We start from the raw sequence: 21,362 nt of genomic DNA, 5'->3' as shown, positions 1-21,362 counted from the left end.
CTATCGCACCAGGATGTTGCGGAATTGCCACGGGTCGTTCTTGTCGAGATCCTCGGGGAAAAGACCCGGACGGTGATCGAGCGGCGTCCAGTCGGTGTAATAGCCCTTGACCGGTCCGAGATAGGGCGATTGCACTTCAAGACAGCGCCTGTAATCCATCTCGTCCGCCTCGACGATGCCGGCTTCGGGATTTTCCAGCGCCCAGACCATGCCGGCCAGCACCGCCGAGGTGACCTGCAGGCCGGTGGCGTTCTGGTAGGGGGCGAGCTTGCGGGCCTCGGCGAGCGACAGCTGCGAGCCATACCAATAGGCGTTCCTGTCATGGCCGTAGAGCAGCACGCCGAGCTCGTCGATGCCGTCGACCAGCTCGTTCTCGTCAAGCACGTGATGGACAGGCTGCGCCTTGCCGGCAGCGCCGAACATCTCATGCAGCGACAGCACCGCGTCGTTGCAAGGGTGATAGGCATAGTGACAGGTCGGGCGGTAGTGGACCTTGCCCTTCTTGCCGCGCAAGGTGAAGAAGTCGGAGATCGAGATTGCCTCGTTGTGCGTCACCAGGAAGCCATATTGCGCGCCGGGTGTCGGGCACCACGAGCGCACGCGGGTGTTGGCGCCGGGCTGCTCCAGATAGATCGCCGCCTGCGAGCCGTGCTTGTGCTTTTTGGCGTTCTTCGGCATCCAGGTCTCATGCGTGCCCCAGCCGAGCTCGGCCGGTTGCAGACCCTCCGAGACGAAGCCTTCGACCGACCAGGTGTTCCAGAACACGTCCATCGGCTTCGGCTTCTTGGTGCGCTGGGTGTCGCGCTCGGCGATGTGGATGCCCTTGACGCCGGCCTTCTTCATCAGCTTGGCCCAGCCTTCGCGATCATTCTGCGCCGACTCGGCGAACTCCAGGCCGAGATCGGTGGCGAGGTTGACCAGCGCCTGCTTGACGAACCACGAGACCATGCCCGGATTGGCGCCGCAGCAGGAGATCGCCGTGGTGCCGCCGGGGTTGCTGGCGATTTCCTCGCGCACGCTCTCGCGCAGCGCGTAGTTGGTACGCGCGGCATTGTCGGCCTTGTCGTCGAAATAGAAGCCGAGCCAGGGCTCGACCACCGTGTCGACATAGAGCACGCCGAGCTTGCGGCAGAGCTTCATCAGTTCGAGCGAGGAGGTGTCGACCGACAGGTTGACGCAGAAACCCTGGCCGCCGCCATTGGTCAGAAGCGGCGTCAGCAGCTTCTTGTAGTTCTTCTTGGTCACCGCATCCTGCACGAAGGTGATGCCGCGCTCGTCGAGGAGCTTGCGGTCGGTGTCGCGCGGGTCGATGACCGTCATGCGCGACTTGTCGAACTTGAAATGACGTTCGATCAGCGGCAGCGTTCCCCGTCCGATCGAGCCGAAGCCGATCATCACGACGGGACCGGTGATTTCACCGTAAACGGGCCAGTTTTCATTCGCCATTTTTTCAGACACTCCTTCAAACATAGGGAAAAGCAGGGCAATTGCGCCGGACGGTCAAGCGCTACACCACAGATCATTGTCACAAACCAGCGAAAAGCGCCAACCACCGGCCAGGCCAGCCCGGCGGCGTGGTTAAGCCGCCCTGGCCATATCGGCGAGGAAGGCGACCAGGCGGTTGCGGTCGGATGTCAGGCCCTTGTAGTCGAGCTGTGCCTGGTCGAGCGCCTCAAGCTGCGCGGCGAAGGATGCCGCGAGCGTTGCCCTGTCGGGATGGCGGGCCAGCACCTTGAGCGGGTCGAGATGGATGCGGATGGTGAACAGGATGTCGCGCGAGACCGGCAGCTTACGCGACGTCTGGCGCTCGACGCGGATGAAGGCGTGGGCGTCGACGTCGCCATCATGGAAGCGCGAGGGCCGATTGGTGGCGCGGTCGATGCGCTGCAGGTTGGAAAGCGGATGATAGAGCGCGTCGCCGGCCTGGATCGACCAGTTGTAGCGCTCGACCGCCTGGCCCTGGAGACCGTCGAACATGCGGTTGATCAAGTCGGCCGGACGCGTGCCTGGTCCGAAGCCGGGCACCGGCGCATGGATCCGCTGTAGCGGCTTGCCGAATTTTTCGGTGAGCGACCAGGATGAGGGAAAGCAGAGCGAGCCGGCGGCCAGCCGCCAGCCGCTTTCGTCCCGGCGCATCAGGATCAGATCCTCCTGGACGAGCAGGGATGCCCTGACGAGCGGCGCCTCGCGCAAGGCCGCGGTCGGACCGCCGCCGCTCTCGGCGCCGATGACCTCGACGCCGGCGCTGATGCCGCGGTGGGTACCGGGGTGCTTCGCCGCGAGATAGGCGACGACGAGGTCGAGCACCTCTTGCTGCGCCTCGCGCGTGCCGTCTTCCTCGACAAAGACCTTCTCGGGGATTTCCGCGTAGAGCCGGCGCTTCTCGGCGAGGTGGGCAGGCAAGTTCTCGTCGACATCGAGCCATTGGTCGAGGCCGAGCGGTTTCAGCCCGATGGTGAAGGGCTTTGACGAGCCGTCATAGGGCGTATGGGCGGGCCTGCTCATAATTCCTTGAACGCGTCCAGCTGGGCAACGGTCATTTTCGCCGTGAATTCGGTGACATCGTAATCGGCAGCGCCTGCCCTGGCGAAAGGATCGTCCGCCAGCCTGGCATCGAGCACGTCACGCGGACCACGCGCGATGATGATGCCGCCGGTCCTTGGCCGCTTCGGCCCGGAGGCGACGAAGATGCCTTCGGCGTAGCAGGCTTTCAGCCATTCGACATGCGCGGGCCCCAGCCGGTCAATCTCGGTCAGCGGCACCTTGTAGTTCAGCGAAACGACGAACATCGCATTCTCCCAGCCTGCGTCAGGACAGTTTTGCGGGGATCAGGCCGCGCAGCGAATTGCCGACGTAGACCGCACGGGCGGCCTTCAGATCGTCAAGGGTGTAGATCGCTTCGGCGGCGCGGCCTTCATCCAGAAGCTCGCCGCGCAATACGCCAGGCAAGAGGCCGCAGTCGAGCCGGGGCGTTGCCAGCACGCCGTCGCCGAAATCGGCGAAGAGATTGGTGATCGTGCCCTCGCAGAGCTCGCCGCGCTCGTTGGCGAGCAGCACCTCGTCGGCGCGGCTGGCGAGATATTCGGCGCGCGCGTGCTGGTAGGCATCGCGGCGGCTGGTCTTATGGCGAAGCAGCGTATCGCCGGAATCGAGGCGGACGCGCGCCAATTGCAGCCGCCAGACCTTGTCGGCGGCGAGCGGCTCATAGGGCTGCGCGGCGGCCGTCACCTCGCCGTTGCGCGCAAGGACGAGGCGGGTGCGCAAGGGGACGGTTTGCCGGCCAACCGTGTCCATCAGCACTTCGCCGACCTGTTGCGGATCGCAGGCGAAGCCGAGTTCCGCCGCAGATGCGTAGAGCCGCGCGAGGTGACGCTCGAAGCGCAGGAAGCCGGAGCCCGGCTCCCAGCGCATGGTCTCGATCAGCTCGAAATCGGCACGGTTCCCGTCGCGAAGCGCGCTTTCAAGAGACACTCCAGGTACTCCTCCTCGGCGGTGGAATCGAAGACGACGCCGCCGCCGACATTGTAGACGGCCTCGCCGCTGGAAAAGAGCGAGATGGTGCGGATCGCCACGGAAAAACGCATCGTGCCGCCGGGCGCGATCCAGCCGATGGCGCCGCAATAGACGTCGCGCGGCACGGCTTCGAGATCGTGCAGGATCTCCATGGCGCGGATCTTCGGCGCGCCGGTGATCGAGCCGCAGGGAAACAGCGCCGCAAGAACCTGGCGGATGCCGACATCGGGCAGCAGTCTCGCCCGCACGCGGCTGACCATCTGGTGCACGGTCGGATAGGTCTCGATGCGGAACAGTTCCGGCACCTCGAGCGTGCCGACCTCGCTGATCAGCGAGATGTCGTTGCGCAAGAGGTCGACGATCATGCGGTTCTCGGCCTGGTTCTTCTCGTCCTTGCGCAGGAACGATTTCAGGCGCGCGTCCTCGGCCCTGGTCGCGCCGCGCGGCGCCGTGCCCTTCATCGGATGCGTCTCGATCATGCCTTCGGCGTCGATCTCGAAGAACAGCTCCGGCGAGCGTGACAGCACGATCGGATCGCCGAGCGCAATCAGCGCGCCGTATTTCACCGGCTGGCGCTCGGTCAGCGCGTCGAAGGCGGCGAGCGGGTCGCCGGACCATTGCGCCCGCACCGGAAAGGTCAGATTGCCCTGGTAGCAGTCGCCCTTGCGGATGTGGTCGTGCAGCCGCGCGAAGCGCTTCGCATAGTCTTGCGCCGACCAGGCGGCGCGGGCGTCGAAGATCGGGCCGTTGGTCGCGGGACCGGGACGGCGCGGCACCGCCTGTTCGGCAGGAGCGTCGAAGATGCCGAGGCAGACCAGCGGCGCGCGCCGGCCCTCGGGAAGCAATGGCACCAGCTTCGGCTCGAGCAGATATCCCGCTTCATACGAGAAGTAGCCGGCCAGCCATTTGCCCGCATCGGAGGCCGCCTGCGCGGCTTCAAGCGCCGCGGGGAAATCGTCCGCGTCGTGCGCGACGATGATCTCGGCCGGCCGGTCGAAGACCAGCTGGCGGCCGCTCTCGTCGTTGCGGAAAATGGCGGACGGCAGGGACATGGCTCGAGTGTTCGGTCGGTGGTGCAGCGATCGCTCTATATGGGGGTGCGCCGGCGCGCAATCGAGGGAGCGGCGTCGAGGGCCGCAAAGGCGGCTGGACCAAAGGAAAGCGGCGGTGTCCATGCGCACCGCCGCTTTGTCATGCGCCGGAAGCGCAAGCCGATCAGGTGTTGCTGGCGGTTCCCGCGGTCGGGAAGCGGCGGGCGAATTCCGTTTCGTCGCCGGCGGCGAGCAGCTTCGCCTGCTCGATCCATTGCTCGCGCGCGATGCGTCCGTCGAAATTCAGCACCTCCTCGATGCGCTTGACGTCGTCGGCCGTCCAGGCGGCGATCTGGGCGTAACTTGTAACCCCAAGGCCTTTGAGCAGCTTTTCGTTGACCGGGCCGATACCGATCAGCCGGCGCAAATTGTCGGCCGTCCCTGTCGCCGGCTTGTCTGCTGCCGGCGCTGACTGGGCCGGTGCAGGCGCGGCTGTCTTTGCCACCGCGTTGGGGGCCGCGGCCTTGGGCGCGGCGGCCGTCCTTGATGCCGCAGGCTTTGCGGCGGCAGGTTTGGTTGCCGCCGGCTTTGCAGCGGCAGATTTGGCAGCGGCCGGCTTGGCGGCTGCGGGCTTGGCCGAAGCCGGTTTGGCCGGAGCAGGCTTGGCGGCAGCAGGCTTGGCCGCTGCTGGCGTCGAGATCAGCGCCGCGGGCGCTGGAGCGGAGGCCTTCGCCGCGCCGGATCCAGCCGGCGCTTCGCGCAGCCGGCGCTCGAGATCGGCGCGGGCACGACCGCAAGCATCGAGCTCACCGGTCAGCCGGTCGGCATCGGCACGCACCTTGTCGCGCTCGCTGCGCGTGCGCTCGAGATCTCCGCGCAGGCCGTCGAGCTCGCCGCCCAGGCGACCCCAGATGAACCAGCCGGCCACCACACCCACGATGAACGCCAGGAGCATGTAGAAAAAAGTGCTCATTCTCTCTCTCCAGTCCGATCCGTCTGCCGTGGCCTGGAGTGACGACCTTGGCGCAAGACCGTTCGATGGTTCCGCTAGGCGGAACAGCCGGCTTCAATCGAGCTGTCGGCGATCGGCTCTTCGCCATGGCCAACGGCCGCATCGCATTCGCCGAAGGTCGCCACCGGCCGAGATTGTCCCTTGCCTGAGCTCCGGCTGAGCTTGAGGCCGGACGCTATCATACGGCTTGTGGAAAGCTAACGGAAAAAATTCCCGGAGAGTCATTGAAGAACAAATATTTATGCCAAGAATAGGCCACTCCCAACACGCGTTCCGTCTAAACTATTCTGGCGACGCTCAGGGGCAGGGCCACCCTTCACTTGTCCAGCGCTTCCAGCTCGTCGATCAGGCCGCCGATCACACCGAGCCCGATCTGCCAGAAGGCGGGGTTGGTGGCGTCGAGACCGAAGGGCGCCAGCAGCTCGGAATGATGCTTGGTGCCGCCGGCGCGCAGCATCTCGAAATACTTCTCCTGAAAGCCGCGCTCGGCATTCTGGTAGACCGCGTAGAGCGAGTTCACCAGGCAATCGCCGAAGGCATAGGCGTAGACATAGAAGGGTGAATGGATGAAGTGCGGGATATAGGTCCAGAACACTTCGTAGCCGTCGCGCAGCTTGATCGCCGGGCCGAGGCTCTCGGCCTGCACCTCCAGCCAGAACTGGCCGAGCCGGTCGGAGGTCAGCTCGCCGTTCTTGCGCTCGGCATGCACCTTGCGCTCGAATTCGTAGAAAGCGATCTGGCGCACCACGGTGTTGATCATGTCCTCGACCTTCTGGGCGAGCATGGCCTTGCGCTCGCGCCGGTCGGTGGTCTGGTCGAGCAGCGAGCGGAAGGTCAGCATCTCGCCGAAGACGGAGGCCGTTTCGGCCAGCGTCAGCGGCGTCGAGGCCATCAGCGCGCCCTGGCCGCCCGCCAGCACCTGATGCACGCCATGGCCGAGCTCATGCGCGAGCGTCATCACGTCGCGCGGCTTGCCCATGTAGTTGAGCAGCACATAGGGATGCGCCGACGGCACGGTCGGATGGGCGAAGGCGCCGGGCGACTTGCCGGGCCGCACCGGCGCGTCGATCCAGTTGCGGTCGAAGAAGGTGCGGGCGATTTCGGCCATGTCGGGCGAGAAGCGCTGATAGGCCGACAGCACCGTGTCCCGGGCATCGTCCCAGCGGATGACAGCCTGCGGGGTCTCGGGCAAGGGCGCGTTGCGATCCCAGTGGTTCATCACTTGCATGCCGAGCCAGCGCGCCTTCATCGCATAGTAGCGATGCGACAGGCGCGGATAGGCCTCGCGCACGGCGGCTGCCAGGGCGTCGACCACGCTGCGCTCGACGCGATTGGCGAGGTGGCGTGAATCGGCGATGTCCTCGAAGCCGCGCCAGCGGTCGGAAATCTCCTTGTCCTTGGCCAGCGTGTTGGTGATCAGCGTGAAGGTGCGCAGATTCTTGCGGAAGGTCGCGGCCAGCGCCTCTGACGCCTGGCGGCGGACTTCGCCGTCGGCGTCCTGCAAGCGGTTCAGCGCCGGTTCCAGCGCCAGCTCCTCGCCGCCGACGTCGAAGCGCAGATCGGTCATCGTCTCGTCGAACAGCCGGTTCCAGGCGCCGCGTCCGGTGATCGACTTTTCATGGAAAAGCTGCTCGACCCGATCCTCGAGCTGGTAGGGCTTGTCCTTCCTGAGGTCGAGCACCCAAGGCCGATAGTGGGCAAAGCCCGCGTCGGCGGCGAGCGCGCCCTCGATCACCGCGTCGTCGATCAGATTGAGTTCGAGTGCAAAAAACAGAAGATGCGCGCTGGCGTCGGTCATCTTCTCCTGGATATCGCCATAGAGCTTGGCGCGCTGCGGGTCGGCGGTGTTGCCGGCATAGACCAGCCCGGCATAGGAGACGATGCGGCCGATCAGTTCCTCCAGCGACTCATAGGCGCGCAACGCTTCGCCCAGGCGGCCGGCGGCGCCGCGCTCGGCCTCGGCGGCAAGCGTGCCTTTCCAGCGCGTCTCGAAGCTGATCGCATCCTGCGCCGCCTTGGCGATGTCGCGCTTCAGCTCGGCCGCTTGCATGCCGGAATAGAGGTCGGCGAGGTTCCATTCCGGCAGGTCGCCGAGCTCCGCCGCGCCGTGACCGGACGCTACCGCCGCGAGCTGCCCATCAGAAACCATGCGCATCAAATACCTTCCAGAAGCTGGGGAAAGAGAGAAGCCGGTCAAATCCTAAGGAATTCGTTCACCGGGTTTTTTGAAACCTTATTTAGAACCCTGTGCCAAGATGATCCATGGGGATTTCTCGGGCCAGGCATCAACACAGTCATGACAGGTTCCATACTCATAGTCGATGACGATCCCGTGCAGCGCAGGCTGCTCGAGGCGGCAGTGACGAAATTCGGCCACGGCGCGATCGTCACCGACGGCGGCGAGGCCGGCCTCGGGGCTCTCGACGGACCCGGCGCGCGCGATGTGTCGGTGGTCATTCTCGACCTCGTCATGCCCGGCCTCGACGGCATCGGCGTCCTGAAGGCGATGCGCGAGCGCGGCATCCACGTTCCGGTCATCGTGCAGACCGCGCAGGGCGGCATCGAGACCGTCGTATCGGCGATGCGCCACGGCGCCTTCGATTTCGTCGTCAAGCCGGCCTCCCCCGACAGGCTGCAGACGGCGATCTCCAACGCGCTGAAGGTCGAGGCGGTCGAAGACGAGATGAAGCGCACGTCCAGGCGGCGCGGCGGCCACCTGACCTTCAAGGACCTGATCACGCACAGCCCGGCGATGGACCGGGTGATCCGGCTCGGCCAGAAGGCGGCGGCGTCCAACATCCCGATCCTGATCGAGGGCGAATCGGGCGTCGGCAAGGAGCTGGTGGCGCGCGCCATCCAGGGCAGCGGCGACCGCCGCTCGAAACCGTTCGTCACCGTCAATTGCGGCGCCATCCCCGACAACCTCGTCGAATCGATCCTGTTCGGCCACGAAAAGGGCTCGTTCACCGGCGCCACCGACAAGCACACCGGCAAATTCGTCGAGGCGCATTCGGGCACGCTGTTCCTCGACGAGATCGGCGACCTGCCGCTCGACGTCCAGGTCAAGCTGTTGCGCGCGGTGCAAGAGGGCGAGGTCGATCCGGTCGGCGGTCGTTCGACGGTCAAGGTCGACATCAGGCTGATCTCGGCGACGCACCGCAATCTCCTGCAGCAGGTCAAGGACGGCCGTTTCCGCGAGGATCTGTTCTACCGGCTCAACGTCTATCCGATCTTCGTGCCGCCGCTGCGCGACCGCCGCGACGACATTCCCTATCTGGTCAGGCATTTCATGGAGAAGGTGGCGCCTGCCGATCCGCGTCACCGTCCGCAAGGCATCTCGGCCAGGGCGCTCGCCATGCTGCAGGCCTATGACTGGCCGGGCAACATCAGGCAGCTGGAGAACGCCGTCTTCAGGGCCTCCGTGCTGGCCGAAAGCGAGCTGCTGACGGAAGAGGAGTTTCCGCAGATCCGCGCGCAACTGGAAGGCACGGTCAAGCTCGATGTCGAATTTGCCGCGCCAGCGCCTGAGCTGAACGGTGACGACGACGTGGCCGGCGAGCCGGGGGTGGTCGTGGCCGAGCCCGATCCGCCGGCAAGGCTGCAGCCGCGCTTCGGGACGCTGCGGGCACTGGACGAGCGCGGCAATGTACGCGCTCTGGCCGAAGTCGAACTGGAAATGATCAAGCTCGCCATCGACCATTACAATGGCCAGATGAGCGAGGTCGCGCGCCGTCTCGGCATCGGCCGTTCGACCCTCTACAGGAAGCTCAAGGAATACGGCATCGACCCGGAAAGCGGCCGCATCGAGCGCCTTGCATCCTGACCCGCCGAGCCCTGTTCGCAAGCTCCGGACCAGTTCCGTCCCCTGGTGCGGGCCCGCTCGGCATTGATCGCGGCGCCGGCGGCGCCGCAGCGACTCGATTATGGCTGCGATCACGCAATTGAGGCCCGCGGTAACAGATTGTGTTTCGGCCAAAGGCGGAAAAATGATCTAAACCAGCAATTTACCAAGAAACGCAGTGCAACATTTTTGACGGGATATCGCCACGGTGTTACCGCATTTCGGCTTCAATAAGCGATGATTAACCATTAGGATCGATATTCGGATGTGAGAACAACACATCCGTTTGGGCAAATCCGGGGACAAACGGCAGCCTGCAAGGCCATTTGATTTGAACCAAGTCGAACGACACACAGACGGGCGGCATTATCACATGAGCGTCTGGCCGAGATGGCTGGCTGCTGTGATTGTTGCGCTTGGTTTCCTCGCCGCGGCCGTGACCGGCGCCAGCGCCGAAGTTCGTTCGCTGAAGCTCTATCACCTGCACACGCACGAAAAGGCCGAGATCGTCTACAAGCGCAATGGGCGCTACGATCCCGAGGGCCTGCGCAAGATCAACATCATCCTGCGTGACTGGCGCCGCAACGAACCGACCAAGATGGATCCGCGGCTGCTCGACCTGGTCTGGGAAGCCTATCGGCAGAGCGGCGCCACCGACTACATCCAGGTCGTCTGCGGCTATCGCTCGCCGGCGACGAACTCGATGCTGCGCAGCCGCAGCCGGGGTGTCGCCGAGAAGAGCCAGCACATGCTCGGCAAGGCGATGGATTTCTATATCCCCGGCGTGCCGCTGAAGAAGCTGCGCAACATCGGTCTCAAGATGCAGGGCGGCGGCGTCGGCTACTATCCGTCGTCGGGCTCTCCGTTCGTGCATATGGATGTCGGCAATGTGCGCCACTGGCCGGGCATCAGCCGCCAGGAACTGGTCGGGGTCTTCCCGAACGGCAAGACGCTGCACGTGCCGAGCGACGGCAGGCCGCTGCCGGGCTACGAACAGGCTTTGGCCGCCTACAAAGCCCGTAAGGGCGCCGGCACCCCCAACATCGAACTGGCCAGCGCCGGCGGTTCGACCAAGCGGTCCGGCGGGCTGCTTGCTGCCTGGTTTGGCGGCGGCGATGACGAAGCGGACGACAGCGCCGATGTCGCGACTGCCGCGCCTGCGCCCAAGCCGAAGAGCGCGAAGCCGGCCGCGGTCGCCAAAAGCAGCAACCTGCCTGGCATCGCGATCGTGTCACCCAAGGACGCGCAGCGCGCCAACATTCCACAGATCGCCGACGACAATTCGGCCGATTCGGAACCTGAGCAGGACACGCCGGAGACGATCATCGCGGCGCTGCCGCCAAAGGAGGTCCCGCTGCCGGACTTCGCGCCGCGTCCGAAGACCGATGTCGGCCAGCAGGCGCCTGAGAACGTGCCGTTCGGCGTGGCCGACGCCTCGACGACGACCGAGCAGGGGGTGGCGACTGCGCATGCGCCGGTCAGCGTGCCTTTCGGCATGACCAATCCGACTGCTGCGGATGCCGCGACTGCTGCCGCAGATCCAGCGCAGGTCGCGGTCAACAACATCCCGCTACCGACATGGCGTCCTGACCGTTCGTTGCCGGCCGATCTCGCAGCGCAGGACAAGAGCGTGCTGCTGGCGCTGGCCGACACCGCCCAGCACAACAAGACCGCGACCGATGCGTTCTCGGTCCTGCCCAGCGCGCGTCCGGATGAGGCCAAGGCGGACGAGGTCAAGCCGGATGAAGTCAAGGCCGTTCTAGACGAGGCCAACGCCACGAGCGAGGCCAGTGTCGCGAGTGGCGACTATCAGGTCGCCTCGCTCGAGCCGCGCTCGGCATTCAACGATCCGTCCGGCGTCGATGCGGCCTCGCCGCGCGACGCCATCGCCAGCCGCCCGGCCGGTTCCGATCCGGCGCTGGCAATCGGTGCCGGCGTGAAGACGACGCGCAAGGAAGCCAGGGCCAGCGCCCGCGACCTGAAGCCTGGGCCGAAGGCAATGGTGGTTGCCGCCGCGCCGCAGGCCGCGCGCTGGGCACTGAACAGCGGCGAATACGTCGCCACGGTCTCCGGCGCCACGACGGCGCCGCGCTATGCCTACAACATCGTGCATACGCCGCCGAGCGAGGTCTATACGGCGGGCTTCCAGGCCGACAACCAGATGGCGGATGCCAACCGGTTCACCGGCAATGCCGTGAAGTTCCTCTCGGTCGCCCGTTTCCAGACCAAGTAGGCGACAGGCCAGACAATCGCAAAGCCGCGCCGGGCGACCCGCGCGGCTTTTGCTTTTGAGGCAGGCAATCCGCGGCGCCGTTCGGGTCGGCGCTGGCTTCGGCGGGGCCGGGATGCTAACGACGTGACGCCTGCTTTCCCGCTTCGTCTAACGGTAGGACAGCGCCCTTTGAAGGCGTGAATCGTGGTTCGAATCCATGAGCGGGAACCAGCGGCTGCCGACCCGTCAGCAACCGGCTCGGGCCTGCGCATCGCGCGCTGATTGCATTCCAGGCAACTGGCCCGGTCGGTAGCCGGCCGGGTCTTTCGTGTCCCGGACGCTACTTCTTGAGCTGGCTCGCCGCGCGGGCCAGGGCCTCGATCTCGTCCCACTTGCCGGCCTTGACCATGTCGTCCGGCGCTACCCAGGATCCGCCGACGCAGACGACGTTGGGCAGGGCGAGATAGTCGGCGGCGTTCTTGGCGCTGATGCCGCCGGTCGGGCAGAACTTCACGTCGGCGAGCGGCGAGGCGAAGGCCTTCAGCGAGGCAATGCCCCCAGATTGCTCGGCCGGGAAGAATTTCAGGAAGCGCAAGCCGGCCTCGCGGGCAGCCATGATCTCGCCGGGCGTGATGGCGCCCGGCAAAAGCGGCACCTCGCTGTCCTTCGCCGCCGCCAGGAGCTGGCTGGTGATGCCGGGGCTGACGATGAATTTCGAGCCGGCGCGTGCTGCCTGGTCGAACTGCCCGGCGTCGAGAATGGTGCCGGCGCCGACGATGGCGTCCTCGACCTCGCCGGCGACGCGCCGGATCGCTTCCAGCGCATCGGAGGTGCGCAGCGTGATCTCGATCGCCGGCAGGCCGCCACGGGCGAGCGCGCGGGCTAGCGGCACCGCATCGGCGACATTGGCGATCTTGAGCACCGGTATGACCGGCTGGCCATTGAGGAGCGACAGGAGCTTCTCGGTCTTGCTGGGCATTCGCTTGGTCTCTCCGGTATCGATCGATTTCAACCGATTAGCAGAAGGGGTATCCCGAGTCCACGAAACGAGGCGTGTCGCGATGTCACGTACCGGCGGCGCCGCTTCCCCGGATGGCGGCTGGCCGGCTCCGCCTTGAATCGGCTTTCACCACGGTTTAGTGGCATGGCGATGACAATTTCCACCCGAACCAATTCTGTGCGCGTCGCCGCGCTGTACAAATTTGCCCGGCTCGACGGCTTCGAGGCGCTGCGCGCGCCGCTCGCGGCGTTCTGCTGCGGGCGCGGCATCAAGGGCACGCTGCTGCTTGCGCATGAGGGCATCAACGGCACGGTTGCCGGCAGCGAGGCCGACATCGCCGCGCTGGTCGACCATCTGAACTCCATCGAAGGCCTCGCCGGCCTCGAGGTCAAATACAGCGCCGCCGCCGACATGCCGTTCCACCGCATGAAGGTTCGGCTGAAGCGCGAGATCGTCACCATGGGCGTCGAGGATCTCGATCCGGCGACCAGCGCCGGCACCTATGTCGCGCCCGCCGACTGGAATGCACTGATCTCGGACGAGAACACCATCGTCATCGACACCCGCAATGCCTATGAAGTGTCGATCGGCACCTTCAGGGGCGCGGTCGATCCGGCGACCGCAAGCTTCCGCGAATTCCCGGCCTGGGTCGAGCGGCATCGCGACCAACTCGAAGGCCGCAAGGTGGCGATGTTCTGCACCGGCGGCATACGCTGCGAGAAGGCGACGGCCTATGTGAAGTCGCTCGGCTTCGAGGATGTGTTCCATCTGAAGGGCGGCATCCTCAAATATCTGGAACAGGTGCCCGCCGAAGAGAGCCTGTGGCAAGGCGAATGCTTCGTCTTCGACGAACGTGTGTCGGTGTCGCATGGCCTTGCCGAAGGCGAGGCCGAACTCTGCCGCGCTTGCCGGCATCCGCTGACGGTCGAGGACCGGCTGTCGCCGCGCTATGCGGCCGGCGTGTCCTGCCCGCATTGCCACGAGGTCCGCTCCGACGAGGATCGCGCCCGCTACACCGAACGCCAGCGACAGGTCGAACTGGCCACCGCGCGAGGCAAAGGCCCCCATATCGGCAGCTAGCACCGCTGCCGACCTTCGTCGCATCACCACGCGACGGAGTAGCGGTCGATGACCCACAGCCACGTGCCATCCGCTTGCCGGCGGGCGACCTCGGTGGTGATGGTGCCGTCGGGAAGCCGGGTCGAGGTGAGCGCCAGGTCGCCATTGATCGCCGCGGGCCGCTGTTCGCCGCGCTGGAATTTTCGCCCCGTCGCGATGATCTCGGCGAACAGCGCGCGGATGGCCTCGCGGCCACGCGTTAGATCCTTCTCGCCGCTGTCGATGACGGCGTCGGGCGCGAACAGCGCCACCATGCCGTCGATGTCGCCGGCCCATTGCCGGGCGATCAAAAGACGTTCCAGGTCCTGCGGATCACGCGCCGGCTGGCGGTCCTGCTCATTGGCCATTGCAAGGCTCCTCTCCTCGACAGAACCCAGACTAGGCCAGACCGAGGCCGGTTTCGACACATCGGTTCCAACTTCGAGGCGCGCCCGCATTTGTCGCAAAGCGCCTGCCCGTCATTGTAATGTCAGCATGCGGGACCTACGTCTGCGACGTCCAAACCTGCTCGTCCATGTTTCGGCGCGGGCCCAATTCTGGAGGCATTGATGTTCGATCCCAAGAAGCTTCTCGACGATCTGCTCGGCTCGCAGGTTCCCGGCACCAGCGGCACCGTCCGCGACAAGGCCGGCCAGGCCGTGCAGATGGCCAAGGACAATCCGCTGGCCGCCGGCGCGCTGGCCGCGGTGCTGCTTGGAACGGGAACCGGCCGGCAGGTGACGGGCACCGCCATCAAGCTCGGCGGGCTGGCCGCGATCGGCGGCCTCGCCTACAAGGCCTACCAGAACTACAAGGCCGGCAACGCGCCGGCCGAGACGCCGGCTGCCGGCGAGCCCGAACTCTTGCCGCCGCCCAAGGATACCGCCTTCCACCCCTCGCAGGCCCCGCAAGGCGAGGAGGAGTTCACGCTGACGCTGGTGCGGGCGATGATCTCGGCGGCGAAGGCCGACGGCCATGTCGATGACGAGGAGCGCCAGAAGATCGCCGGCAAGCTGCAGCTCGCCGGCATCGGCACCGAGGCGGAACAATTCCTGATGGCGGAGCTGGAGAGCCCGCTCGACCTGGATACGCTGGTCGCCGGCGCCCAGACCGACGCGCAGAAGCTCGAACTCTATACGGCCTCGCGCCTTACCATCGATCCCGACACGCGCGCCGAACGCGGCTATCTCGACCTGCTTGCTGGCCGTCTCGGCCTGCCGGACGCGCTGGTCGACCACGTCGAGGCGACGGTGTCGGCGGCCAAGGTGCCGGTTTCCGACAAGCCCGGAACCTCGCCCAATCCACGCTGGTGAGGCGGAGGCGGAACAGCCGACGCCGCGCACGGTAACGTCTCGTTAACCGAGGAAGCGCATCATTCTAAGCAGTCGGACCGGCTTTTCCTCCTCCCAAGCCCGGTTCAGATCAGGGCGGTCGCCAATGACCGCCCTTTTTGTCGGGCCTGATGGCTGACAGTTGGCTTGCCATCGCTTGCGTCATTTGCGATGCCAAGTTGCAGCGATGACCGGAGGACACCGATGACTGCCATGACAGAGAAAACCGCCATCGTTACCGGCGCCGGCACAGGCATCGGCAAGAGCGTCGCCACGGCGCTGCTCAGGAACGGCTGGAACACGGTGTTCTGCGGACGCCGCAAAGCGGTGTTGGAGGAAGCGATCGCCGAGGCCGGCAAGACCGAGGCCAAGGCGCTGGCGGTTGCCTGCGACATCAGCAAGGCCGATCAGGTCGACGATCTGTTCGAAACGGTGGTCGAAGCCTTCGGCCGCGTCGACCTGCTCTTCAACAATGCCGGCATGGGCTACAAGTCGACGCCGATCGACGAGATCCCGGTCGAGGTCTGGAACGATATCGTCGGCGTCAACCTCACCGGCTCGTTCCTGTGCGCCCGCGCCGCCTTCGGCGCCATGCGCCGGCAAAAGCCTATGGGCGGCCGCATCATCAACAACGGCTCGGTGTCGGCCTATGCGCCGCGTCCTGGCTCGGTGCCCTACACGGCGACCAAGCACGCCATCACCGGGCTGACCAAGACGCTGGCGCTCGACGGCCGGCCCTACGACATCGCTTGCGGCCAGATCGACATCGGCAATGCGCTGACCGAGATGGCGCAGCCAATGACGGTCGGCGTGCCGCAGGCCAACGGTTCGATCGCCGCCGAGGCGGTGATGGATGTCGAGCGCGTCGCCGACGCCGTCGTCCACATGGCCAGCCTGCCGCTCGACGCCAACGTGCTGTTCATGACGGTGATGGCGACGAAGATGCCGTTCGTCGGGCGCGGGTAGCGCCCGACCTTCCCGCGAGGGAAGCGAGGTCACTTCTTCAAGAAGGTCTCGATCCGCTCCAGCGCGCGCAAGATGTTCTCCTCGGAATTGGCGTAGGAGAGCCTGATATAGCCTTCGCCGAGAGTGCCGAAATCGGGACCGCCGATCAGCGCCACGCCGGCGTCCTCGAGCAGTGCCGAGGCGAGCTTCTTGGCCTTCCAGCCGGTCTTCGAGACATTGGGGAAGGCATAGAAGGCGCCCTTCGGCGTGATGCAGGAGATGCCCGGCAGCGCGTTCAGCCCCTCGACCACGATCTTTCTGCGGTTGTCGAAGGCGCGCATCATCTTTTCGACATCGTCCTGCGGGCCGTCGATCGCGGCGATGCCGGCATACTGGCTCGGCGCGTTGACGCAGGACCAGCAATTGACCGCCAGCTTGCGCACTTTGTCGTAGAGATGCGCGCCCTCGTCGCCGTTCGGCCAGATCGACCAGCCCATGCGCCAGCCGGTCATCGCCCAGGTCTTCGACCAGCCATTGAGCACGATCAGCCGGTCGCGGATCTGCGGGAAGTTGAGCAGCGAAAAATGCGTCTCGCCGTCATAGGTCATGACGTCGTAGATCTCGTCGGAGAGGATGGCGACATGCGGATGCGCCTCCAGCCCCTTGACCAGCTTCTCGATTTCGGCGCGCGGGGTGACGCCACCGGTTGGGTTGGCGGGCGAGTTGAGGATCAGCAGCCTGGTCTTCGGGGTGATCAGCGCCAGCGTCTCGTCGGCAGAGAAGGCGAAGCCGTTTTCCTCGCGGATCGGCACCGGCACCGGGGCGGCGCCGGTGAACTCGATCATCGAGCGATAGATCGGAAAGCCGGGATCCGGATACAGGATCTCGGCGCCCGGCTCGCCGAACATCAGGATCGCCGCGAACATGGTCGGCTTGCCGCCGGGCAGGATCATCACGTTCTCCGGTGAGACCTCGACACCAGTGGTGGTCAGCGTGCGGCGCACGACCGCCTCGCGCGTCGCCAGCAGGCCGTTGGCCGGCGTATAGCCATGGTGGCCGTCGCGCAGCGCCTTGATCGCCGCCTCGACGATGTGCTGCGGCGTCTTGAAGTCCGGCTGGCCGATGCCGAGATTGACGATGTCGCGGCCCTGATGGGCAAGTGCGGTGGCGCGCGCCAGCACCGCGAAGGCATTTTCCTCGCCGAGCCGGTCGAAAGCCGCGATCGTGTGGAGCATTTTTCCCGTTCCTGTGGTTCTTACTGTGGGCGAGCGTTTTTGTGAGCGTCCTTCGGCAAAAGTCAAACGGATTGGAGTTTTCGGTGTCGGAAAATCTCAAGGATTGGCAGCCGCGCCCGCGCCCCGAGCGCAAGGTGCTGGAAGGGCGCCATGCCAGGCTCGAACCGCTGAGCGCCGCAAAGCACGGCGACGGCCTCTACGAGGCCTCTTCGGTGTCCGATATCGGTGGCCGCTTCGCCTGGCTGCCCGACTATCCGCCGGAAACCCGCGACGCTTTCCAGCCGTGGCTGGACAAGGTCGAGGCCAGCGAGGATCCGCTGTTCTTCGCCGTCATCGACAAGGCGAGCGGCAAGGTCGCCGGGCGGCAGACGCTGATGCGCATCGACCCTGCCTATGGCGTGATCGAGATCGGCAACATCTATTGGGGGCCGCTGATCTCGCGCAAGCCGGCGGCGACCGAGGCGCAGTTCCTGTTCATGAAATACATCTTCGACGATCTCGGCTATCGCCGCTACGAATGGAAATGCAACAACCGCAACGAGCCGTCGAAGCGCGCCGCCGAGCGTTTCGGCTTCAAGTTCGAGGGCATTTTCCGCCAGCACCTTGTGGTCAAGGGAGAAAACCGCGATACCGCGTGGTACTCGATCATCGACAAGGAATGGCCGGCGCTGCGCGAAGCCTACGAGGCATGGCTCGATCCGGCCAATTTCGACGATGAAGGCCGCCAGAAGCGGCGGCTCGAGGATTTCCGCGCCGCGTCCGGCGCGTAGCAGGAGTTCCGCGATGGCGCACAGCCACGATCATGGGCCTGGAGGGCATGGCCACAGCCATGGCGCGGGCCATGTGCATGGCTCGACCGACAAGAAGCGGGTGCTGATCGCCGCCTGCCTGACCGCCGGCTTCATGGTCGCGGAGGCTCTCGGCGGCCTGCTGACGGGATCGCTGGCGCTGCTTGCCGATGCCGGCCACATGCTTGCCGATGCGATCGCGCTCGGGCTCGCGTGGTATGCCTTCCATCTCGCCGGCCGCCCGGCCACGGTTCGCCTGACCTACGGGTTCGGCCGGGTCAAGACGCTGGTCGCCTACACCAACGGCATCGCCATCTTCGCCATCGCGCTGTGGATCGTCTACGAAGCCTGGGGCCGCCTGATGGCGCCGGCGCCGGTGCTCGGCGGGCCGATGCTGGTGGTCGCGACCGCCGGCCTGCTGGTCAACATCGCCTCTTTCTTCGTGCTGCATGGCGGCGACCGCGAAAGCCTCAACATGCGCGGCGCCATCCTGCATGTGCTGGGCGACCTGCTCGGCTCGGCCGCGGCCATCGCGGCGGCCCTGGTCATCCTGGCGACGGGCTGGACGCCGATCGATCCGATCCTGTCGGTTCTGGTCTCGCTGCTGATCCTGTGGACGGCGTGGTCGCTGATGCGCGAGGCCGCTCATGTGCTGCTCGAAGGCGTGCCGGCGAGCCTCGACCGCGACGTGATCGCCAAGGATCTGGAAGTCGCGGTCAAGGGCGTGCGCGAGGTGCACCACATGCATGTCTGGTCGCTCGACGGTTCGAGCAACATGGCGACGCTGCACGCCTGCCTGAACGACGGGGTCGACGCGCACAGCGCGGTCAGCGCCATCAAGAAGCGGCTCGCCGCCGAGCACGGCATAAGCCATGCCACCGTCGAACCGGAATTCGGGCATTGCGCCGACGATGATGACGATCACGATCACGACCATGATCACGCGCATCATGCGGCGCCGCATCGCGGTCACTATCACTGATGGATCGCGATACACGCAATGCCGCGCTTGGCGCGTTCTGGGTGCTGCTCCTGTTCGGCATCGCCGCCTATTTCCTGCCGCGGGTGATGCTGGCGGCCGGCAGCGTCTCGACCATCCTGGCCGCCGCCATCGCGGCCGTCTTCATGGTGGCGATTTTCGTGGTCTTCTGGCTGCGTGGCCGCAGCCAGCGCAAGAAGGATCCTTGAGATGCGCGTGTTGATTACGGGCGCCGCCGGCATGGTCGGCCGCAAGCTGATTGCCCGGCTGGCCAAGGACGGGCAGCTGCGCGGCCGCAAGATCAGTGCGCTCGAGCTGCACGATATCGTGGCGCCTGAAGCGCCCGCCATGCCGGGGGTCGATGTCTCCCTCCACACCGGCGACCTTGCCGCGCCGGGCGCCACGGCAAGCCTGCTCGCGGCGCAGCCGGACGTGATCTTCCATCTGGCCGGCATCGTGTCGGGCGAGGCGGAAGCCAATTTCGACCTCGGCTACCGGGTCAATCTCGACGGCACGCGCGCGCTGTTCGACGCCGTGCGTCTGGCGGGGTTTGCGCCGCGCCTCGTCTTCACCTCGTCGATCGCGGTGTTCGGCGCGCCGTTCCCGGATGTCATCCCGGACGAGTTCCACCCGACGCCGCTGACCTCATACGGCACGCAGAAGCAGATGAGCGAGGCGCTGCTCGCCGACTATACGCGGCGCGGCTTCTTCGACGGCATCGGCATCAGGCTGCCGACCATCTGCGTGCGGCCAGGCAAGCCGAACAAGGCGGCCTCGGGGTTCTTCTCCAGCATCATCCGGGAACCGCTCGCCGGCCAGGAGGCGATCCTGCCAGTGCCGCGCTCGGTGCTGCACACCCACGCCAGCCCGCGCTCGGCGGTGAACTTCCTGATCCATGCGGCGGAGATCGACGGCGCCGCCGTCGGGCCGCGCCGCAACCTTACAATGCCTGGCGTCGCCGTCACCGTCGGAGAGCAGATCGAGGCGCTGGAACGGGTCGCCGGATCGAATGTGGCGAAGCTGATCCGCGAGCAGCCCGACGACACCATCTGGGCGATCGTCAAAGGCTGGCCGACACGGTTCGAGGCGAAGCGCTCAAGGGAACTTGGGTTCGCCGCCGAGACGAGTTTCGACGAAATTATCCGCGCCCATATCGAGGACGAACTGGGTAACAAATTGGCGGGTTGATCCGCCGTCAGACGCCGCCGGTCAGGCTGGCCGACAGCAGCAGCAGCCCCACCACGAAGATGAACGCCGCGCCGCCGATCTCGACGAAGGAATGGATGCGGTTGCCCATGCGGCCGTCGCCGGCGAAATAGACGGCCCAGTTCTTGGCGGTCACCGCAAGCGTCGCCAGGGCAGATACGGTGATCGCTGTGCCGATCGACATGGCGAGCACCGACAGCAGGCCGCCCAGCCAAAGCCCGTTGAGCAGGGCAAAGCTCAGCACGATCAGCGCACCGGAGCAGGGGCGGATGCCGACGGCGGCCACCGCCGACCACGCCGTGCGCCAGTCGAAATGGTCGCCCGACAGCAGCGCCGGATCGGGCGCGTGCGAATGGCCGCAGGTCTCGCAGACTTCGCCGGCGGCGTGGTCATGATGGTGGTGATCGTGCGCGCCGTGGTCGTGGCGATGGTGATCATGCGCGCCGTGGCCATGCGCGTGCGAATGGTGGGCCGCGTGGTCGTCCTGGTCGTGCGTGTGAAGCGCGTGGGCATGCGCGGCGTGCGAATGACCCGCATGTGAATGCCCTGCGTGCGAATGGCCGGCATCCGAGTGTCCTGCATGCGAGTGCCCGGCATGGGCCGCCGAGAGGCTGTAGGCCGTGCCGGCGCCGAACAGGCGGCGGATGGCGGGACCCGCCTTGCGCCAGAGCAGCCAGGCGCCGAACAGGGTGACCAGCACATAGCTCGAGATTTCCAGGAACCATGCCGCGTCGGTCATCGACACCGCGGTGCCGCGCAGCACGAAATAGGCGAGCATCATGACCACGACCGCCGTCAGCCCCTGCAGCAGCGCCGAGACGAAGGACAGCATGATGCCGCGCTTCAGCGCCACCTCATTGGCCACCATGTAGGACGAGATCACCGCCTTGCCGTGTCCGGGGCCGGCGGCATGGAAGATGCCATAGGCGAAGGAGAGGCCGATCAGCAGCCACAGCTTGCTGCCGTCCTGGCGCATCGCCTTCATCGCGCTAGCCAGCGCATGGTAGAATTCCTGCTGGCGCAGGTTGATCCACATCAGGATATGGGCGAACGGACCGCTGGCGGAGGGCGCCATGCCGTCATTGGTGCCGATGCCGAGCGAGCTCTGCGCATGGGCGACGCCCGGCAGATGCGTCATCACCAGGGCGGCGGCCAGGAGGCCGAGTGCTAA

20 protein-coding genes and 1 tRNA gene are annotated in these 21,362 nt (G+C 65.9%); 10 read left to right on the top strand and 11 right to left on the bottom strand.

Annotated features, from left to right (window positions below; translation table 11 throughout):
- From EN857_RS07720 to EN857_RS07690, 7 genes are all read right to left on the bottom strand, one after another.
- Complete coding sequence (locus tag EN857_RS07720) at positions 1-1,446, bottom strand: homospermidine synthase (protein ID WP_127392804.1); 1,446 nt, start codon at positions 1,444-1,446, stop codon at positions 1-3.
- A gap of 132 nt (positions 1,447-1,578) precedes the next feature.
- Positions 1,579-2,505, bottom strand: a complete 927-nt coding sequence (locus tag EN857_RS07715) for a DUF3445 domain-containing protein (RefSeq protein ID WP_128347013.1) — start codon at positions 2,503-2,505, stop codon at positions 1,579-1,581.
- The gene (locus EN857_RS07710) at positions 2,502-2,789 is read right to left on the bottom strand and encodes a YciI family protein (RefSeq protein WP_127394285.1); all 288 of its coding nucleotides are present in this window, start codon (positions 2,787-2,789) and stop codon (positions 2,502-2,504) included. Before EN857_RS07710 ends, EN857_RS07715 begins: the two co-directional genes overlap by 4 nt.
- Positions 2,790-2,808: 19 nt before the next feature.
- Positions 2,809-3,471, bottom strand: a complete 663-nt coding sequence (locus EN857_RS07705) for an aminotransferase class IV family protein (protein ID WP_127394286.1) — start codon at positions 3,469-3,471, stop codon at positions 2,809-2,811.
- The gene (locus EN857_RS07700; protein ID WP_128346138.1) at positions 3,420-4,565 is read right to left on the bottom strand and encodes an aminodeoxychorismate synthase component I; all 1,146 of its coding nucleotides are present in this window, start codon (positions 4,563-4,565) and stop codon (positions 3,420-3,422) included. Before EN857_RS07700 ends, EN857_RS07705 begins: the two co-directional genes overlap by 52 nt.
- A gap of 163 nt (positions 4,566-4,728) precedes the next feature.
- On the bottom strand, positions 4,729-5,517 hold the full coding sequence (locus EN857_RS07695) for a proton-conducting membrane transporter (RefSeq protein WP_128274616.1): 789 nt from the start codon (positions 5,515-5,517) through the stop codon (positions 4,729-4,731).
- A gap of 355 nt (positions 5,518-5,872) precedes the next feature.
- Positions 5,873-7,711 (bottom strand): M3 family oligoendopeptidase, encoded by a 1,839-nt coding sequence (locus EN857_RS07690; RefSeq protein WP_187331325.1) that lies wholly within the window; start codon positions 7,709-7,711, stop codon positions 5,873-5,875.
- A 141-nt stretch (positions 7,712-7,852) separates the two neighbouring features.
- Between EN857_RS07690 and EN857_RS07685 the strand changes: the two genes are divergently transcribed.
- The 3 genes from EN857_RS07685 to EN857_RS07675 all read left to right on the top strand — a co-directional run bounded on the left by EN857_RS07685 (position 7,853) and on the right by EN857_RS07675 (position 11,840).
- The gene (locus tag EN857_RS07685) at positions 7,853-9,379 is read left to right on the top strand and encodes a sigma-54 dependent transcriptional regulator (RefSeq protein ID WP_127286201.1); all 1,527 of its coding nucleotides are present in this window, start codon (positions 7,853-7,855) and stop codon (positions 9,377-9,379) included.
- Between the two features lie 391 nt (positions 9,380-9,770).
- The gene (locus EN857_RS07680) at positions 9,771-11,630 is read left to right on the top strand and encodes a DUF882 domain-containing protein (protein WP_127286202.1); all 1,860 of its coding nucleotides are present in this window, start codon (positions 9,771-9,773) and stop codon (positions 11,628-11,630) included.
- A gap of 136 nt (positions 11,631-11,766) precedes the next feature.
- Positions 11,767-11,840 (top strand) — tRNA-Gln (locus EN857_RS07675).
- 109 nt (positions 11,841-11,949) lie between these two features.
- Here the strand turns inward: EN857_RS07675 and EN857_RS07670 are convergent.
- Positions 11,950-12,588 carry a 2-dehydro-3-deoxy-phosphogluconate aldolase gene (locus EN857_RS07670; RefSeq protein WP_127286203.1) on the bottom strand — a complete coding sequence of 213 codons (639 nt, stop codon included), beginning with the start codon at positions 12,586-12,588 and terminating at the stop codon, positions 11,950-11,952.
- 171 nt (positions 12,589-12,759) lie between these two features.
- Between EN857_RS07670 and EN857_RS07665 the strand changes: the two genes are divergently transcribed.
- Complete coding sequence (locus tag EN857_RS07665; protein WP_127393550.1) at positions 12,760-13,689, top strand: rhodanese-related sulfurtransferase; 930 nt, start codon at positions 12,760-12,762, stop codon at positions 13,687-13,689.
- A gap of 23 nt (positions 13,690-13,712) precedes the next feature.
- Here EN857_RS07665 and EN857_RS07660 read toward each other — a convergent pair whose 3' ends face one another.
- Positions 13,713-14,075, bottom strand: a complete 363-nt coding sequence (locus EN857_RS07660) for a nuclear transport factor 2 family protein (protein WP_127311956.1) — start codon at positions 14,073-14,075, stop codon at positions 13,713-13,715.
- Positions 14,076-14,276: 201 nt separating this feature from the next.
- Between EN857_RS07660 and EN857_RS07655 the strand changes: the two genes are divergently transcribed.
- Both EN857_RS07655 and EN857_RS07650 read left to right on the top strand, forming a co-directional pair.
- Positions 14,277-15,020, top strand: a complete 744-nt coding sequence (locus EN857_RS07655; protein WP_127285380.1) for a tellurite resistance TerB family protein — start codon at positions 14,277-14,279, stop codon at positions 15,018-15,020.
- A gap of 231 nt (positions 15,021-15,251) precedes the next feature.
- A complete protein-coding gene (locus EN857_RS07650) occupies positions 15,252-16,004 on the top strand; it encodes an SDR family oxidoreductase (protein ID WP_127285389.1) in 753 nt (250 codons plus the stop codon).
- Positions 16,005-16,033: 29 nt separating this feature from the next.
- On the opposite strand, the gene EN857_RS07645 is transcribed toward EN857_RS07650, so the two are convergent.
- Positions 16,034-17,218: a pyridoxal phosphate-dependent aminotransferase gene (locus tag EN857_RS07645; protein ID WP_127285381.1), complete on the bottom strand. Its 1,185-nt coding sequence runs from the start codon at positions 17,216-17,218 to the stop codon at positions 16,034-16,036.
- A gap of 83 nt (positions 17,219-17,301) precedes the next feature.
- Between EN857_RS07645 and EN857_RS07640 the strand changes: the two genes are divergently transcribed.
- The 4 genes from EN857_RS07640 to denD are packed head-to-tail and all read left to right on the top strand — an operon-like array spanning position 17,302 to position 20,173.
- On the top strand, positions 17,302-17,988 hold the full coding sequence (locus tag EN857_RS07640) for a GNAT family protein (protein WP_127285382.1): 687 nt from the start codon (positions 17,302-17,304) through the stop codon (positions 17,986-17,988).
- A gap of 13 nt (positions 17,989-18,001) precedes the next feature.
- A complete protein-coding gene (locus EN857_RS07635; protein ID WP_127393348.1) occupies positions 18,002-18,988 on the top strand; it encodes a cation diffusion facilitator family transporter in 987 nt (328 codons plus the stop codon).
- Positions 18,988-19,194 (top strand): hypothetical protein, encoded by a 207-nt coding sequence (locus EN857_RS07630; RefSeq protein WP_127285384.1) that lies wholly within the window; start codon positions 18,988-18,990, stop codon positions 19,192-19,194. The genes EN857_RS07635 and EN857_RS07630 overlap by 1 nt, the downstream gene beginning before the upstream one ends.
- Position 19,195: 1 nt before the next feature.
- Positions 19,196-20,173, top strand: coding sequence for a D-erythronate dehydrogenase (gene denD / locus EN857_RS07625; protein WP_135858265.1), 978 nt, complete (start codon positions 19,196-19,198; stop codon positions 20,171-20,173).
- A gap of 7 nt (positions 20,174-20,180) precedes the next feature.
- Here denD and EN857_RS07620 read toward each other — a convergent pair whose 3' ends face one another.
- On the bottom strand, positions 20,181-21,329 hold the full coding sequence (locus EN857_RS07620) for a nickel/cobalt transporter (protein ID WP_187331334.1): 1,149 nt from the start codon (positions 21,327-21,329) through the stop codon (positions 20,181-20,183).
- Positions 21,330-21,362 lie beyond the last annotated feature (33 nt).

It is taken from the genome of Mesorhizobium sp. M4B.F.Ca.ET.214.01.1.1 (genome assembly GCF_004791545.1).
Taxonomy (GTDB): Bacteria; Pseudomonadota; Alphaproteobacteria; order Rhizobiales; family Rhizobiaceae; genus Mesorhizobium; species Mesorhizobium abyssinicae.
The sequence above is the reverse complement of the archived record's forward strand: the minus strand, read 5'-3'. Positions and strand labels throughout refer to the sequence as shown.